This window comes from Aquibacillus halophilus, from assembly GCF_009649745.1.
GTDB lineage: Bacteria > Bacillota > Bacilli > Bacillales > Amphibacillaceae > Aquibacillus > Aquibacillus halophilus.
In genome coordinates, this window is sequence record NZ_WJNG01000002.1 from 69,980 (window position 1) to 84,016 (window position 14,037).

The 14,037-nt window shown below is 36.1% G+C and carries 16 protein-coding genes; 11 read left to right on the forward strand and 5 right to left on the reverse strand.

From position 1 onward, the window contains the following. The first annotated feature begins 9 nt into the window (after positions 1–9). Complete coding sequence (locus GH741_RS01625) at positions 10–939, forward strand: CAP domain-containing protein (RefSeq protein WP_240795376.1); 930 nt, start codon at positions 10–12, stop codon at positions 937–939. Between the two features lie 102 nt (positions 940–1,041). Here GH741_RS01625 and GH741_RS01630 read toward each other — a convergent pair whose 3' ends face one another. Beyond that, positions 1,042–1,539, reverse strand: a complete 498-nt coding sequence (locus tag GH741_RS01630) for a hypothetical protein (RefSeq protein ID WP_153735040.1) — start codon at positions 1,537–1,539, stop codon at positions 1,042–1,044. Positions 1,540–1,633: 94 nt separating this feature from the next. Between GH741_RS01630 and GH741_RS01635 the strand changes: the two genes are divergently transcribed. Together GH741_RS01635 and GH741_RS01640 are read left to right on the forward strand one after the other, a co-directional pair. Further along, the gene (locus GH741_RS01635; RefSeq protein WP_153735041.1) at positions 1,634–2,218 is read left to right on the forward strand and encodes a vWA domain-containing protein; all 585 of its coding nucleotides are present in this window, start codon (positions 1,634–1,636) and stop codon (positions 2,216–2,218) included. Between the two features lie 221 nt (positions 2,219–2,439). Next, positions 2,440–3,201 (forward strand): transposase, encoded by a 762-nt coding sequence (locus GH741_RS01640; RefSeq protein WP_153735042.1) that lies wholly within the window; start codon positions 2,440–2,442, stop codon positions 3,199–3,201. 37 nt (positions 3,202–3,238) lie between these two features. On the opposite strand, the gene GH741_RS01645 is transcribed toward GH741_RS01640, so the two are convergent. Next, positions 3,239–3,736 (reverse strand): hypothetical protein, encoded by a 498-nt coding sequence (locus GH741_RS01645; RefSeq protein ID WP_153735043.1) that lies wholly within the window; start codon positions 3,734–3,736, stop codon positions 3,239–3,241. Between the two features lie 283 nt (positions 3,737–4,019). On the opposite strand from GH741_RS01645, the gene GH741_RS01650 reads away from it, so the two are divergent. The 6 genes from GH741_RS01650 (at position 4,020) to GH741_RS01675 (ending at position 10,502) form a co-directional block, all read left to right on the forward strand. Continuing rightward, on the forward strand, positions 4,020–5,558 hold the full coding sequence (locus tag GH741_RS01650; RefSeq protein ID WP_153735044.1) for a DUF6583 family protein: 1,539 nt from the start codon (positions 4,020–4,022) through the stop codon (positions 5,556–5,558). A 36-nt stretch (positions 5,559–5,594) separates the two neighbouring features. Then, entirely contained in the window at positions 5,595–6,800 is a 1,206-nt protein-coding gene (locus GH741_RS01655; protein ID WP_170287528.1) for an ABC transporter permease, read from the forward strand. Then, the gene (locus GH741_RS01660; protein ID WP_153735046.1) at positions 6,797–7,933 is read left to right on the forward strand and encodes an ABC transporter permease; all 1,137 of its coding nucleotides are present in this window, start codon (positions 6,797–6,799) and stop codon (positions 7,931–7,933) included. Before GH741_RS01655 ends, GH741_RS01660 begins: the two co-directional genes overlap by 4 nt. Further along, entirely contained in the window at positions 7,926–8,597 is a 672-nt protein-coding gene (locus GH741_RS01665; protein ID WP_153735047.1) for an ABC transporter ATP-binding protein, read from the forward strand. Before GH741_RS01660 ends, GH741_RS01665 begins: the two co-directional genes overlap by 8 nt. Positions 8,598–8,860: 263 nt before the next feature. Continuing rightward, complete coding sequence (locus tag GH741_RS01670; protein WP_153735048.1) at positions 8,861–9,361, forward strand: RNA polymerase sigma factor; 501 nt, start codon at positions 8,861–8,863, stop codon at positions 9,359–9,361. Continuing rightward, positions 9,351–10,502, forward strand: a complete 1,152-nt coding sequence (locus tag GH741_RS01675; protein WP_153735049.1) for an anti-sigma factor — start codon at positions 9,351–9,353, stop codon at positions 10,500–10,502. Before GH741_RS01670 ends, GH741_RS01675 begins: the two co-directional genes overlap by 11 nt. A gap of 53 nt (positions 10,503–10,555) precedes the next feature. Here GH741_RS01675 and GH741_RS01680 read toward each other — a convergent pair whose 3' ends face one another. Then, positions 10,556–11,524, reverse strand: coding sequence for an NAD(P)H-dependent flavin oxidoreductase (locus GH741_RS01680; protein ID WP_153735050.1), 969 nt, complete (start codon positions 11,522–11,524; stop codon positions 10,556–10,558). A 358-nt stretch (positions 11,525–11,882) separates the two neighbouring features. Between GH741_RS01680 and GH741_RS01685 the strand changes: the two genes are divergently transcribed. Beyond that, positions 11,883–12,083: a hypothetical protein gene (locus GH741_RS01685; protein ID WP_153735051.1), complete on the forward strand. Its 201-nt coding sequence runs from the start codon at positions 11,883–11,885 to the stop codon at positions 12,081–12,083. A 205-nt stretch (positions 12,084–12,288) separates the two neighbouring features. Continuing rightward, positions 12,289–13,002 carry an SDR family NAD(P)-dependent oxidoreductase gene (locus GH741_RS01690; protein ID WP_153735052.1) on the forward strand — a complete coding sequence of 238 codons (714 nt, stop codon included), beginning with the start codon at positions 12,289–12,291 and terminating at the stop codon, positions 13,000–13,002. A gap of 37 nt (positions 13,003–13,039) precedes the next feature. On the opposite strand, the gene GH741_RS01695 is transcribed toward GH741_RS01690, so the two are convergent. Further along, positions 13,040–13,405, reverse strand: a complete 366-nt coding sequence (locus GH741_RS01695; RefSeq protein WP_153735053.1) for a DUF2188 domain-containing protein — start codon at positions 13,403–13,405, stop codon at positions 13,040–13,042. Positions 13,406–13,583: 178 nt separating this feature from the next. Next, entirely contained in the window at positions 13,584–14,012 is a 429-nt protein-coding gene (locus GH741_RS01700; RefSeq protein WP_153735054.1) for a hypothetical protein, read from the reverse strand. Between the last annotated feature and the right edge of the window lie 25 nt (positions 14,013–14,037).

Here is a 14,037-nt window from a genome sequence, read left to right on the forward strand (position 1 = left end):
GATTAATAGATGGATATTTTTTTTGGTCTAAACAAGGATGACGGAAAAACAGTATTTGCTCCGAATGGTAATTGGAAAAAAGTAATATATATCATGAGCTTCTTAGCAATACTGTTGGTGGGTTGTGGTACATCAGAGACATTGAGTCAATCAGAAATAGATAACCAAACAAATGAACGATCTTTAGCATTGAGGGAAGTAGCATTAGTTGCTAAAAACTCTATTAATTTCAATCAAAGATTACTAGAAAATGAAGAAGCTGAAAAATCTGAGGTCAACAAATCTGAAATCGAAATCGATTCTAATGAAAATATGGAAACTTCAACTACAGATCAGAATAATAATTTAAGTAAGCAGAAGGAAGCAGAAGTTACTGAGTTGAAGCAGGGATCAAAAGCTGAACCACAAACAGAACAAAAACAAGACAAGCAAGAACAACCTAAAGAAAAGCAACTAGAACCTGAGGAACAGCCGAAGCCAGAGCAACAACCTAAAGAAGAAGAGCCGGAAGAACCTACTGAGGAAGTACAGGAAGAGCCTAAGCAAGAGCCCGCATATCAAGTGAGCCAATTCGAATTAAAAGTGGTTGAATTAACAAATCAAGAAAGAGCTAAACAAGGGCTAAGTAAATTACTAATGGATACTAACTTAGGTAAAGTAGCTTGGAAAAAATCACTTGATATGATGGAAAATAATTATTTTTCACATACTAGCCCGACCTATGGATCTCCATTTGATATGATGAAAAGTTTTGGTATTACTTATAGCAATGCCGGTGAAAACATTGCTTATGGTCAAACAACGCCTGAATCTGTTGTAAACGGATGGATGAATAGCGAGGGACACCGTAAGAACATATTAAACAGCTCATTTACTCACATTGGTGTAGGCTATGTAAATGAGGGGAACTATTGGACACAACTGTTTATTGGGAAATAAGTCAGACAATGCGATGCGTTGGCCGTTAGAATGAGTTGATTTGGTTAGTGATATAAAATAGTGAAAATGCCTGTGCAATATACATGCGCAGGCATTTTCATATTAATGTAGCCCTGTTAATGGATCCAAATCGAAGTGGTCCAAGGCTTGATTTACTAAATTTATATCATAAATCTTCTTTTCTAAACAATATTGAATAACTAGATCGTTGGTGTCACTGTCCGACAAAGAATAACCGGCAGAACCCAATAGTTCATCAGTATCTTCTTTTGTAAGCTCCAGAGCTAAGGCTAGTGCAATTGTGGTATTTTTTCTCGGCTGATAGTTTGGATTGGTCCGGATTTTAGAAAAATGCCGACGATCAATACCAGCTCTTTTGTAAATAATTGAGTCTTTGACACCAGTTGAATCAATAAAATTAAACAACACCTGGTTAAGTGTAGGTTTACGTTTGGTTTTTATAAAATTATCTATTTCACTATGCTGCACCTCTTGAAATAGATCAAAACTACTTTCATTTAATTTAAGTGAGAATGACTCTATCTCTAAACGTTCTTCCACATATTTCTGTAACTCAATTAAAATTTCAGGATTAAGCATACGGATTCCTCCCAATTTGTCCCTTTACAGGCGACCAAATGATCCACGTAATCAACTATGATTATATCATGTAATAAAGGAGAGGATGAGAAGCATGAATAAGAACTTAACAGAAATAATTTTTTTGCTTGATCGGAGTGGATCGATGTCAGGGCTTGAAAAGGATACAATTGGTGGTTTTAACTCTTTTGTTGAGAGACAGAGTCAACACCAAGGCGAGACAACTGTGACAGCAGTACTTTTTGATGACCAATATGAAATTTTATGGGATGGATTGGATGCAAAAGAAGCTAGGCTTACAGATCAGGATTATTATGTGAGAGGAACTACAGCATTGCTAGATGCGGTTGGCAAGACAATTTCAGAAGTTGGTAACAGACTATCAAAAGCAAATGAGGAGCAGAGGCCCGGAAAACTTATCTTTGTCATTACTACAGATGGAATGGAAAATGCAAGTAGTGAATTTACTTATAAAAAAATTAAAAAACTGATCAAGCACCAGCAAGAAAAATATAATTGGGAATTTCTTTTCCTAGGGGCAAATATCGATGCAGCAGAAGAAGCTAATAGTATCGGAATTAGTATTGATAATGCCTTTAACTTTGAAGCTTCAAATACCGGTGTAGTGAATATGTACGACAAAGTAAATGAAATGGTAGCAGAAAAAAGGCAGAAGTGAGGGACAGGGGGACAGGCTCCTTGTCCCTTTACCTGGTTCAACGCAAGTATAAGAAACAGAATATTTTTTGAAAAATAGCAGGAGATTTTTTCTCTTTGTTGAAATGTAAATTAAGTAATAAATAACATCCATTATTATGATTCCCCCGTTTCCCTAATTTCCCCCGATTGTTAAAGACTTCGATTTTTCCTTTTGTTAAAAATCCCCGAGGTGATCCTTATATGCCAAGAAAAGCGAGAAGAAAAAGTTCCAATGGAATCTACCACATTATGTTACGTGGAATAAACAGACAAATAATTTTTGAAGATGACGAAGATAGGCTAAGGTTATTAGAAACAATAAATAGAACTAAAGACATCAGCGGAATTAAGATATATTCTTATTGTTTAATGGATAATCACATTCATTTATTAGTGAGAGAGACAGAGGAAACAGTATCGAAAGCTATTAAGAGGATTAGTGCGAGCTATGTATATTGGTATAACAATAAATATGACCGTTGTGGACATTTGTTTCAGGATAGATTTAAAAGCGAAAATGTAGAGACAATTACTTATTTTTTAACGGTTCTACGATACATCCACCAAAATCCAATCAAGGCTGGATTAACGAACAATGTATTAGAATGTAAATGGACAAGTATAAATGAGTATTTAGGTCATACCAGCTTAGTTGATGTGGATTTTTCCCTCCAGTTTTTTTCTTCAAATAGAAGTAAATCCCTCCAATTGTTCACCGAATACATGAAACAATCAAATGATGATGATTGCCTGGACTATCACTTAAGAGTAAGAATGACTGATAGCGAAGTGAAAAATCATATGATTGATCTAGGGGTTTTAAACAGTAGTATTTTGCAACAGATGGAAAAGAAAAAGAAAAATGCGATTATATTGGAGTTGAAACAAATAGAGGGTGTGTCAGTTAGACAGCTATCGAGAATAACAGGTATATCTAAAAGTGTTATTGACCGTGTTCGTTGACAATAAGCGGGACAGGGAGCCTGTCCCGCTGTCCCACTTACAGTATGGTAAATGTTATTGTTGCAATGCTTACGGATTCCATGATTGTAAAATCAACAACAAGTCCCCCGGTAGAACTATTTGCCGAAAATCTAGTTTTTTCATCATTTTCTATCGCAATGGAGTAGCCATTATTAGTTGCATATTCCTTAAGTTGTTCATAGAAGCTCTCAGGATCAACATCAAACTGAAAAGCGACAGTGTAAGCTTTTGCTCCTGAAACTTCAGACTCAGTTACATCTAAACTGGCTCCTTCTGGAAAAGGAAAATCTGATGGAATATCAGCAGGTAGTGCTGAATCATCCTCTGATTCACTTTCAACCTCAGTTTGCTCGTCGTCTTCATTTTCATCAGCTTGTTCGCTTTCATCTGCAGCAATCTCCGCACTATCGTCAGAACCTGCATCTGAATTAGTTTTTTCATCCTCATTTCCGCATGCCATTAAAAGAATGATAATTGAAAAATATAATAAAATACTTAATACCGAATTTTTCATGATTCATTACTCCCCTTTCTTGGTCCTTTTATAAACTTTACCATCAATTGTTTTATTTAAGAACTATACCTAGGTATAGTCTTTGAATGTTGCTATTACTATAGCAATCGAGGGACAAGGAGCCTGTCCCCCTGTCCCTTCCAGTATTTGACTGGTAAAAAATGTTGGTATAAAATTCAAGGGAAGTCTATTAATCTATTATTTTGTCGATATATGTTTCTAATTTGGTTTGTGATAAATTAAAGTTTAAGAGCATAACAAAGGGAAGGGGAGGGGAGAGATTATGGAAAAACAAAGAAAGTCTTTTTCAAGAAAAACGATATGGATTATTGTAGTTGCTGCTATCATAGTGGTTGGTGCAGGTGTTTCGGCGGCAGTACTTCTAAATTTAAACCCTAAACAGCAGTATTTTAGTGCAGAGTTAGAGTCTTGGAACTCAATGAAGGAGGCTGCAGAAAACCGTTACGGTGATGAGTTGGATTGGACGGAGGAAATAAAAGAATCACCAAATGAATCTACTCTTGAACTCTCAGCAGAATATAATGATCCATCTGGGTTTGATTCAATGGGTATCCAGGAGATAGTTAATAGTTCTACAATTACCCTTAAGAACAGTCTGGATCCTACTAATAAAGAAATGGCTCTCGATTTAAGTGCTAATTTTTCTGGAATAACAATCGAGGATATTAGGTTCTACTTAACATCTGAAAAAATGATGGCATCTTTACCATTTCTTGATAAATTTTTGCAGGTAAAAGAAAGTGAACTTGGTGGTATGTTACACGAATTAGATCCTGCAAACTTTACGGGTGAAGAGGAGATTGATTTTGACTCATTTTTTAATCAAAGCATGTTGAGTGAAGAAGACATGGAGCATTTGCAAGATACTTATTTAAAAATGATTTATGACGAATTACCAGAGGATGCTTTTACCTCTGAAGATGAGGCAGTTGATGTAAATGGTGAAACACTTGATTCCACAAAAATTACCCTTGATCTTTCAGAAGAACAGTTGAAAAACATTATAGAAAAAGTACTCACAACAGCAGAAACAGATGAGAAATTAAAAGAGATCATTCAACAACAATCCTCTTTTTCTTATCCTTCAGATGACGTTTCGCAAATGTTAGAGGATTTTGATGCCGGGATTGCAGAGGCTAAAAAAGCATTAAATGAAGCGAAAATCCCCAACGGTTTAACCTCTACTTTATGGGTAAATGATGATTTAGTAGTTAAACGAGATTTTACTATTGAGCTTGGACCATCTGAATCCGAATTAGCAGAGTTTACATTAGCCGGTACGCAGCTATTACAGGAAGAAAATCAGAATTTTGATTATACGCTAGGTGTTAATGATGGGACAATGGATAACATGGTAAATCTAACAGGTGATCTATCTTGGCAGGATAACATGGCAGATGATCAAATTAAGATTTCTACAAGTGATATGGAACTCGTTTTTACGGGAACCGAGGAATTAAATGATGGTACACGAGATTTTGATCGTACATTCTCTTTCGTCGATCAGACTTCAGCATCAACTTTTGAATTAAACTGGGATGGAGTATCTACCTATGAACAGGATCAAATGAACGCTGAACACAACTTATCATTTGTTAGTGAAGGAATGAACGAGAGTATTTTTCAGTTAAGTATTAATACTGATGCTAAAATAGTTAAAAGCTTAGATATTGATACGGATTCGATGGAAGTTGTTGATTTAGGCACGATGAGTGCGGAAGAAATTGATGCATATATACAGGAAGAGTTCACCCCACAATTACAGCAATGGATGATGCAGTTTATGGGTGCAGGTTTTTAATGAACGGAAGTGTTTACTATGTTTAGCATTAGGAGAATGATTTTTTTTATAAGACAATACCAAAAACAGCTACAAAAGAAGTGGAAGTCTCTTCCTCTTCTTTTGCTGTTTCCTATCCTAATTATAAGCTTATGTTTCTTTGTGTTAGTATCTTTGTTTATCCCAGATGAAGAGCAGCCGATACATGTTGGGTTAGTCGATTTAGATCAATCGGACGAAACTACGATGCTTGTTGGTGTCATTGATGATGCATCACTACTAGGTTCATATATACATATAAATAATTACTCTGAACAAGAGGCAATTCGTGCTTTAGAGGATGGAATAGCGAGTGCCTATATCACTTTTCCAGAGAATTTCACCTCTGACCTCTATACTGGTAAATCAGTCGAAGTTCCTATTGTTGGTAATCCTGATAAACCAGTAGAGAGTTATATCATTAAGGAATTAATCGACAGTATGACGAGGTACATCGCTTCGGCACAGGCCAACATCCTAACAATCGATCATTATGCAAGCCAGCTACCGATAGCGGATGATGAACGTCAAGAGATGCTCTTGCAACAGTTTAATGAGTTTATGCTGTTTACTTTGTCCAAAGATAAAGTGATTAAAGAAGAAGAAATCATGAATAAGACAACATCGGCTCCTGTTCAATATTACTCACTTTCTGGGTGGTTTATATTGAGTACGATTTGGATTCTCTGCATTTACATTTTGTTAGGGAAGACAGAAGGAACTTCGATGTGGAACAGGATGAGGTTATATGGAGTAACGATTCTACAAAGAATTATATCTCGAATACTTATTTCTATGTTTTATGGGTTCATTCTTGCAATGCTTGGCTTTTTATTATTTGTAACAATTATGGATATTGAGTTTTACCTGATCGATTATGGACGTATTAGCTTGTTGATTAGTTTATTCTTTCTAATATTTTTACTTGGTTTATCTTTGATGGATATAGTAATAAATTCAAACAAATTTTCTTTACTAATACAGATTACTTACACCGGTATCGTGTTATTTATGAGTGGAGCGGTCATCCCTTCCCTATATTTCCCGGAAAGTGTAAAAGTCGTTCTCCCTTATCTTTTTTCTACCGAAACATTTCACTGGTTAATTGAAGTAGCTATGGAGGGTCGACTATATGTTGATTACTCTTCGTTATTTATATCATTCGCTATTAGTTTAGTAGTATTGATTGTCATTTCCATGTGGAAGGAGCGTGGACAATCATGAAAGCAATTCTAGTTACACGTCTATTACATTGGCGTAAACAAATGGTTAGTCTGCTTTTTTGGTTACTGCTTCCGATCATTGCAACCTGTATGTTTGTTACTACAGCGAATCAATGGCAACAGGATACACAAATACCGATTGGACTTGTGGTGGAAGATAATACTGCAATGGCAGATAAGTTATCGCAATCGATAAACGACAATCCACTTATTCATGTTGAAAAAATGAATATGGACCGAGCGTTAATTGAGCTAGAGCAACACGAATTGGACAGCGTCTTTGTAATTGAGGATGGCTATCAAGAAAACATACAAAACAATAGTCGCAACCAGATCGTAACCGCTTATGTGTCAGATATGTCATTGGCTTTCACTCCTGTAAAAGAAGCAATTGCTTCTTATGTACAACGGGATGCAGGAAGTTCGAGAGCCGCACATATTGTGGACCAGATGGTACAAAGGTATGACGTTGAAAAAAACTGGACATGGGACGAGGTTGTTGCCACTAGTAATCAAATTCGTGAGGAAGAAGCATTACTACATACCAGTTTTTCTTTTTATAATCAGGTGGAACCTACCCAAGAAAACAAGGGAGTTTCTATATGGAATATTTGGGGGATTTGGGCAACTTTTGCTATGTTAACAACATTTTTTCTTTTCGATTGGGTAGTTAAAGAGCAACAACCTAGTATTAAAATCAGGTTATCCCTCTTGCGTATGCCTTTTAAATCATATCTGCTTAGAAATTGGATAATTTATCTGTTCTTATTGGGTATTTTTGATTTAATCAATTTTTCCATTTTAGCAATGTATTTTAATCAATCATTCAATTTTAGTCAAATATTGGCAATCGTGAGTTTTCGACTGACGATTAATATGGTAGCTTTCTTGTTTTCGTTACGTTTCCGAACAACCTTTTTTTATTATATCTCAGCATTACCTGTTTCAATTTTTATGGCTATCATAGGGGGAGCTCTAATTCCCGTAGATGGATTAATACAAAGGTGGGCTTGGGTATCGCACTTAAGTCCATTCCAACCATTTCTGAAGGGGCAGGTAGTTAGTAGTTGGTTGATCGTCCTACTTGTAATTTTCTCAATTTGGTACTGGAGAAAGGAGAGAGCCTATGCTTAAAGTCGATTCGTTAACTAAAAACTACGGTTCAAAGCAAGTAGTGGTAGATGTTTCTTTTGAAATTAGTCAAGGAGAAGTGGTTGGTTTAGTAGGTGAGAATGGAGCCGGAAAATCGACACTACTGAATATTCTTGCCACACTTATCCCTCTAGAAGAAGGTAGCATAAATTATAATGATCTCAACTATGGGGCTGATCACCGAAAACTTAGAGAAAAAATTGGTTTTGTTCCTCAGGATATTGCTGTTTGGGAGGATTTCTCTGTGAAGGAAAATATGGTTTTCTTTGAACAATTATCTTGGGTTAAAAAATCGCGTAAAGAGCTCAGACAGCTTTGCTTAGATATGAAACTAGATCAATGGAAGGAGAAAACAAAGTCACTTTCTGGTGGAATGAAACGCAAATTGAATATTGCTATAAGTCTAATCCACGATCCGGATATCCTACTTTTGGATGAGCCAACCTCTGGAATAGATTTAAAGTCCAGAAAGGAAATAGGTAGCTACCTCTATGATTTAGCAAAGCATAATGGCAAAACTATTATTTATACATCCCATGATATGGAAGAAATTATATCTCTATGCGACCGTGTCTATTGCATAGGAAAAGATCCCTTTTACAAAGAATTACTAGAAAAGAACGGCAAAAGCGTTCAAGTGCTGTAGGGACAAGGGGACAGGCTCCTTGTCCCTGTTTTTTGAATAAAAGTTGTTGCAACGATACTCTAATTGGAGTATCGCTTTTTTTTATACTAACTATATAATTAATAGAAACATAGTAAATCCTGTTAAATTGAAATCAAATTTTCATTGTACACATAATGAGATAAGAGTGGGACAAGGAGCCTGTCCCTCTGTCCCGCGAGGAAATTTAAAATTGTTGTTACCTTTTTGGTTTGTATCCGTTTTATATGTGAAGGGGGGAGAAAATGAAAGAAAATATTGATAGCATTTATAACATGTATTTTCAGGATATATACCGATTTCTAATCTCCCTCTGTCACGATCATCATACTGCAGAGGATTTGGTTCAGGAAACGTTTTTTCGGGCCCATCTTAATATTGAAAATTACAACGGGGAAACCGTAAAATCATGGCTATTCTCTGTGGCTTATCGAGTTTTTATTGACTATTATCGCAAACATAAACGAGTGGTGGTTAAAGAGCAAAGTTTTTTCTCAAATATTTTTGATAAAAAGAAAGTGCTCTTGGATTCTTTGATTACAAAAGAAGAAATTAACGAGATTGTCAGCTTGTTAGAAACCTTGCCGGAAAAGCATAGGTATGCCGTATTGCTGCATGATTTTCATGGATTGTCGCAAGCGGAAGCGGCAGAAGTAATGAATGTCCAGCAAAGTCATTTTAAAGTTTTGCTATTTAGAGGTCGACAGGCGATTAGACGTAGAAAGGTGGAAGAAAATGAGCGATGAATTTAAAAGTAAACTAGCAGCCTATGAAAAGGGAGAATTATCAGATTCCGAACTAGAAGCTTTTGAAAAAGAATTAGATAAACTCGAAGAATATCAAGAGTACCTTGAGGACACAAAAACAACTGAACGTACATTTAAATCAAGCAATAACGATAAAAGGCAAAAAAAAATATTGAAACGGGGTAAATGGAAGGCAAGAATACAAACGGCACTAACTGCGCTTGCAATATTCATATTGTTTACGATTGTTTCATCTGTATTTACATCAATCTACTACTCGTGGGGTACTCCTGACCGGGTCGATGTCTATCGTAATATCATTGATCAAACCCTAACGATTACTAATCCCTATGGAGTTAGGGGGGGCACGAGTACGAATGGGACTCCTTATTTTGGTCTGGAGGCAACAAGAGATTTAAGTAAAACCGTTGGGCATGATACCATCGATGTTGGTGAGATGAAAGTGAAATTTCTTTTTTCTATGATGGGCATTCCTGAACAACAAAACTACGGCACCGTGTCACAAGAAACGCCAACATTTACTTATCCTGACATGGGCTCTAGAGGGATGTCTGACTGGGATCAACTGGAGCAGCTTCCTGAGGGAACTGTAGTTTCTGCCTATCTATCTTTTTCAGAGTTGATAGAAACGGAGGATGTTTTTCCACTATTTGAAGAGAAAAACTTAGACTTACTATGGCTTGCGGTCGACACTGGAGAAGAAGAAATTGTCGAGCCTGAAGGAATGATTTTTGAGCCAGTTGGTTTTCCAAGTCATCCAATTTGGCATGATGATGACATGGTTCTACAGTCTAGAGAAGTAGAAAAAACAGGATTTCTTGGAAAAGTAATTTCTGAAGGTTCCTCTTCACCTGATTATCAAGTTGGTGATCAAGGGGTTTTACATCAACAATTTTTAAAGACATTAGCATTCCTAGAAAAGCATGAAAAAAAAGCCAACAATCTTATTTTTGGTGAGCTAAATCTTGCTCAACGTATCGAATACCTTGAAACAAATGGATTCAACCACTATGGGGTAGTGATCACTGGTCCAACAAAAGAAGTATTGAAACTAAAAGAAGAACAATGGGTTGGGGAAATAGAGGTTGATGAAGTAGCGTTTTGGAATTGGCAATACTGAGTGATAGAAACAGGCACCGAATAGGAATAAGTCCCCTATGCGGTGCTTTATTTTTAGATGCTAAGAGTCTGTACTCTACTGTATTGATAGCCCTCCATGATGTTTTCGATGATCTCTTGTACAGGCAATATCTCCTTGATTTCATGGACCCTTGCTCCTGAAAAGACTAAGCCGTTCTCTACGTCTCCATTCATTGATTTAAACAATGAATCTAAGGTGCAAAACTGAAAAGAACAATTTTTTAAACATCGGTAACATTTATTGATTTTTAGCTTATTTCCACCACTGATTTGATCTGTGAAATGGTTTCTGATTGCTCTTCCTTCTAAGCCAACAGTCGTTTTGACTAAAATAGTATCCTCTTTTTTGGCATCTACGTATTTTTGTTTGAATGCCAATGGAGCATCACACTCATCACTTGCAACAAATCGTGTCCCCATTTGAACTCCTGAGGCTCCCATACTAATTGCTTTGGCAAAATCTTCACCAGTTAGAATTCCACCTGCTGCTATGACCGGTATATTCACAGCTTTGACAACTTCAGGGAGTACATCGAATAGTGGACGTTCCGTTCCAAGGTGTCCCCCTGCTTCATTTCCTTCAACAACAATAGCGGCTGCACCTAATCGTTCAGATAGCTTTGCTACTCTTACGGATGAAACTATCGAAATAACAGGTATTCCATATTCCCTTCCCCATGCATACATATCCCTAGATATTCCTGCACCTGAAATTATAAAATCCACCTTTTCTTCCATTGCCACTTTCATTTTCTCGGCAAAATCATTCATTGCAAATAATACGTTAACGCCAATATAACCGACGCCATTTGTTAGTTCTCTAGCTTTTTTAATATGGCTTCTAAGTTCCTCAATTGAGATTCCAGTTCCAGAGATTGTTCCTATGCCACCAGCATTTGCGACAGCTGAAGCAAGTTTGCTTAGTGAAATACCTACTCCCATTCCTCCTTGTAAGATTGGAAATTTTGGTCTTAAATGTCCGATTTGTAGTGAGTGATCCATAAAAAGTACCCCATTCAAATTTATTGTTTAAAGCGGGATGTCCCATGGTTTACACGGGGAGTTAAACTAGTCTAATCATATAAGAGACAAACAAGCTTAATAAGTTATAAATGTCAGACTCACGATATCACATTTGTCATAATATTGGAGGGAGTTATTAGATGAACACATGATATAAATTTTTGTAGCCGATATCATCCTAGTATTCAAATCTATGCTTGATATAGAGAATAGGCTAGTATAAAATTCTAACGAGGACAAAAAAAGTTAGTAATAGAAATGGGTAGCTTACTATCAGTAGACAAGGTAGCTAAGTAATATTCCAACTAGATATATAACATAAAGGGGATTAAATTATATGGAAAATCAAAAATTAAAAAAATTGAAAACGTTTAAACGAGTCGCATGGTATTTAATGTTACTTTTTATTGTTTCGCTTTTAGTATTAAAGAATTTTGAATTAAACGAACTTGCAAACATTCCTTACGTTTTAACAGCAATAGCAGGTATTTCTGTTATTGTAAGTAACTTATTAATAACAAAGGAACTAAGGAAATAATATAGCAGGTAACAGGGCGAACTACATTTGTGGTTTGCTTTTGTATTATTTTCCGGGAAATAATTTCTTATGGAACAAATGATGATAACATGAAAATGTTTTTGCGAGAGATAATCATATTGTTGAAAAACAACAAGGGAATTTTAGTATTAATGGAGAATACAGTATTGTACATGTTTTTAATAAAGTGGGGGTGTAGCTACAAATGAAAAAGACGGTATATATTACAGGCGCAGACAGAGGATTAGGGCTAGCACTGTCAAAGGTTTTTCTTGAATCTAATTTTAAAGTGTTTGCTGGGCGTTATATGACAGATTGGGCAGAGCTTGATCAATTAAAGGAGGAGTATGATCAGGATCTAGATATTATTACACTAGACGTTACCAACCAGCAATCTGTTGATGAAGCCGCGAATTATATCAAGGAGCAAGCTGGTGAGTTAGATATTCTGATTAATAATGCTGCAATTTTTAAGGATCGTTCTGAGGATATATTTGGAGAGTTTAATTACGAGGATATGATTAAGCTTTATGAAACGAATGTATTTGGTCCATTGCGTGTCTCTCAATCAGTTATTCCATTATTAATAAAGGGCAAGACTAAAATGCTTGCTAATATCTCATCAGAAGCAGCAAGTCTGACTGATTCTTGGAGAGTAAAGGAGTATGGATACTCCATGTCAAAATCTGCGTTAAATATGCAACTAACTATATTGCAGAATCAATTAAAAGAATACGGGATAAAGGTTTTAGCCTTCCATCCGGGTTATGTGAAAACATATATTATGGGAGACTTTAATCATGATGCAACAATTGAAGCAGGTGAATCTGCTACAGGAATCGTAAAAGAAATTCTTAAATTACCGGCGATAGAAGAACATATGTACATTGATTATCAAGGAAATAAAATAAATTGGTAAAGAAAAATAAACGCCTAACATAGGCGTTTATTTTTTTCTAAGCATAATTTTGCTGTTCTTCAATGGTTCCATCCTGTCTATGAATGACAAGTAGGGTATTGTTTGTACTTGCAAGCTCCTGACCTCTAGCCAATGCTTCTTTTTTTGTATTAAAAACATTACTTGCTTTGTCGGAGTTCTCAGCCTTTACCGCCCATCCCCTTGGGTGAGGGACAACATGTTGAGTAGAGCTTTGATCTTCATCTATCCATTTTTTTGCTTGAGCGATTGCTATAGCAATGGCCCTCCCTTCTTCATAGCCTTCCTCATTAATTAAGGCATTAGCTATATCTATTGCTTTTTCTCTAGTAGCCTCTTTTAAGTTTTTCATAGACTCAGGATAATCATTTAAAGTCCAAACCATTTAAACCCCTCCTAGCTTAGAGTGTTGTACAAATTTTTACCCCTGTTAAATCTATCTTAAACTGAGGACTTTGAAGGACATCTGTTGATTAGCAGACTAATTGATAAAAGTATTAAGTAGATTCCCTTCTAGTCGAGCGGTAAAAGGGATAGACGCCCGTAAGTAATCTAGCCCTTTATTATGGTTTTTGCTTGTCATCGACATACTCCCAGTTTTCCACTGTTTCCTCTTGTGTTATGTCTTTAACGACTTCTTTTACATAGTCACTTATATTCCCATTGCTTGAAGTATCAGTTACAACCTCGACAGCTTCTCTGTCATCATTTTCAAATGTAAATTCCTTAAGATCACCTGCACCATTTTCAACGTTTTCCTGTATTACAATCGTATTTTTAACAGTATCGTGCTCTACTACTTTATAGGAAAGCTTATCTTCTGCACCTTCATCATCAACGCGTATGTAATTGCCATCACTAATATAGTAATGAATACCCGATGCCTCATCAACCCAATGTCCGTATAATGATGTTTTAACATTAGACAAGTCTCTACCACATCCAGTAACAATCACAACAATGATTGCTAGTAAAAAAAATTGTTTCTTCATTTTCAAACCCCTCACTTTAATTTAT

Excerpts from the sequence above, each read along its gene's own strand:
- GH741_RS01625 (WP_240795376.1), top strand. The coding sequence starts at position 10 with ATGGATATTTTTTTTGGTCTAAACAAGGATGACGGAAAAACAGTATTT.
- GH741_RS01630 (WP_153735040.1), bottom strand. The coding sequence starts at position 1,539 with ATGCTTAATCCTGAAATTTTAATTGAGTTACAGAAATATGTGGAAGAA.
- GH741_RS01635 (WP_153735041.1), top strand. The coding sequence starts at position 1,634 with ATGAATAAGAACTTAACAGAAATAATTTTTTTGCTTGATCGGAGTGGA.
- GH741_RS01640 (WP_153735042.1), top strand. The coding sequence starts at position 2,440 with ATGCCAAGAAAAGCGAGAAGAAAAAGTTCCAATGGAATCTACCACATT.
- GH741_RS01645 (WP_153735043.1), bottom strand. The coding sequence starts at position 3,736 with ATGAAAAATTCGGTATTAAGTATTTTATTATATTTTTCAATTATCATT.
- GH741_RS01650 (WP_153735044.1), top strand. The coding sequence starts at position 4,020 with ATGGAAAAACAAAGAAAGTCTTTTTCAAGAAAAACGATATGGATTATT.
- GH741_RS01655 (WP_170287528.1), top strand. The coding sequence starts at position 5,595 with ATGATTTTTTTTATAAGACAATACCAAAAACAGCTACAAAAGAAGTGG.
- GH741_RS01660 (WP_153735046.1), top strand. The coding sequence starts at position 6,797 with ATGAAAGCAATTCTAGTTACACGTCTATTACATTGGCGTAAACAAATG.
- GH741_RS01665 (WP_153735047.1), top strand. The coding sequence starts at position 7,926 with ATGCTTAAAGTCGATTCGTTAACTAAAAACTACGGTTCAAAGCAAGTA.
- GH741_RS01670 (WP_153735048.1), top strand. The coding sequence starts at position 8,861 with ATGAAAGAAAATATTGATAGCATTTATAACATGTATTTTCAGGATATA.
- GH741_RS01675 (WP_153735049.1), top strand. The coding sequence starts at position 9,351 with ATGAGCGATGAATTTAAAAGTAAACTAGCAGCCTATGAAAAGGGAGAA.
- GH741_RS01680 (WP_153735050.1), bottom strand. The coding sequence starts at position 11,524 with ATGGATCACTCACTACAAATCGGACATTTAAGACCAAAATTTCCAATC.
- GH741_RS01685 (WP_153735051.1), top strand. The coding sequence starts at position 11,883 with ATGGAAAATCAAAAATTAAAAAAATTGAAAACGTTTAAACGAGTCGCA.
- GH741_RS01690 (WP_153735052.1), top strand. The coding sequence starts at position 12,289 with ATGAAAAAGACGGTATATATTACAGGCGCAGACAGAGGATTAGGGCTA.
- GH741_RS01695 (WP_153735053.1), bottom strand. The coding sequence starts at position 13,405 with ATGGTTTGGACTTTAAATGATTATCCTGAGTCTATGAAAAACTTAAAA.
- GH741_RS01700 (WP_153735054.1), bottom strand. The coding sequence starts at position 14,012 with ATGAAGAAACAATTTTTTTTACTAGCAATCATTGTTGTGATTGTTACT.